Raw genomic sequence first — 1,691 nt, forward strand, 5'->3', positions numbered from 1 at the left:
CCCACATTCCGCAGGTTGGTCAGACCAGTAAATAATATTTTTGGCAGGGAGCACCAAGAAACTGAAGAATCCTTTGATGCTCCTGGGTTAAGTTGACAATTTGCTCTAATTCCCCCAGGATGACCAAATGAATCGACTGAAAGCACTGAAATACCCAGCGCATTGTCGGGGTAGCTGTGGGCTTACCTAATTGGTTATTAACGGTTTGCTTAGCCCTGGCAAGAGCTTGGCGTAAGGCTCTTTGTGCCAAAGTATAGACCAACAAACACAGTCCCATCACCATCGCCAAGGCAGCTACCCGCTCAGGAGTCTTGAGGAAAACACTGCTGGTGAAGAACATCGGGTCTTTGAGAAAACGGAAACCTCTTTCAGTACATTGTTGTTTTTTGTACTCACAGAGTATATTGTCTTCAGACAGGGACTCAGACTCTAGAACATTGGTAGCCAGAACAAAGCGTCCAGCCCTTCTACGAGCTTTGGCAACCACTTCCTGATTTAAGGTTAAGCTGCCTTGAAGACGATAGTGATAGCCATCAGGAACTTGACCTTTTCGTGGTCGTCCAGGCTGATTGTAGTAAGGGAGTGGCACAACTTCTATCTGAGTGAGGCGATGATAGCGCAGTTGTTTGTTCCAATCTTCTGCTGCTGCCATGGCATCAGGAGCACAGGCAAAGTTTCGGTGTTCTAAGTGCTTGAGCTGATGAAGAGCTTTCTGATGATGCTGTTGAATTTTTTGTTCGAGCTGCAACAGGTCAGCTTCTTTTCTGGCTTCACTTTCGACAACGAGCCATCGCTGTTTGATCTCACCATAGGTGCTACAGACACAAGCCCAATGGTATCGTGTTAATTGAGCCGGATTGAAGGCTTCTTCAGACAACTGCTCCATTAACTGTTGAGCTGCTTTGAGAGTTGCGGGGACTCGGCTGAGCCATTGCAGATCGGTCAATGACTGAATGTTTTCCTCTCCATAGAGGGCAGCATCAGCCACAAACAAAGCTTCACATTGCCATTGCTCCCGGAATTGTCTGATCAGTTCGGCGAAAATGGCTTGGTCTGATTCATTACCATTTGCTACTCGTAGATATAGTGGCACATCTCCATCTCCACTACACATCAAATCCACCATGAATTGCTTGAGGTCTGGTCTATGATCTCTCGAGTAACCATGAGTAATGGCGATCGCTGCTGGTTCTTGTGAAAGGGGTAAGTCTTTCCTCAGATAAGCTCCATGAACGTGAAAGGAACTCGAATCCAGGTGCAGACTGTCACTGTTTACCCCAAACTTAAAAGCAGCTTTTAGGGCTACTTTGATAAATAGAGGGGTCAGTCCCGCTTCATAGAGTTGTTCCAATACTCTTCCTAGACGGTCATCGTTGAGATGCTGTGGTTCAATTCCCTCTCCCAGAAGATGTTCGGTGGCTTTGCCCACAAAGAATTTTTCAAACAAGTACAGGGGAGCGCTCACTAAGCCCAACCCATTGAGAATCATCGCTTTGACTGCTACTCCGGCACTGACAATTTCTTGGGGGTGGCTTCCGAGTTCTTGGTTAATTTGTTCCACTAGTCCCATCTGGTCAATTATTCCAGCCACTATGCCGCAGTGGTCAAGATCTTGTACTCTAATTGAAGATGCTATTGGTTTCATGGTTTAAAAATACCATAGCTCTCCCCTCCAACCTGCGGAATGTAGG

At 46.5% G+C, this 1,691-nt stretch carries 1 protein-coding gene; it reads right to left on the reverse strand.

Features of this window, described 5'->3' with window-relative positions; translation table 11 throughout:
* Positions 1 to 19 precede the first annotated feature (19 nt).
* Positions 20 to 1,645: an IS1634 family transposase gene (locus BJP37_RS45330; protein ID WP_075898420.1), complete on the reverse strand. Its 1,626-nt coding sequence runs from the start codon at positions 1,643 to 1,645 to the stop codon at positions 20 to 22.
* Between the last annotated feature and the right edge of the window lie 46 nt (positions 1,646 to 1,691).

The sequence above is a fragment of the Moorena bouillonii PNG genome (genome assembly GCF_001942495.1).
In the GTDB taxonomy this organism is placed as follows: domain Bacteria; phylum Cyanobacteriota; class Cyanobacteriia; order Cyanobacteriales; family Coleofasciculaceae; genus Moorena; species Moorena bouillonii.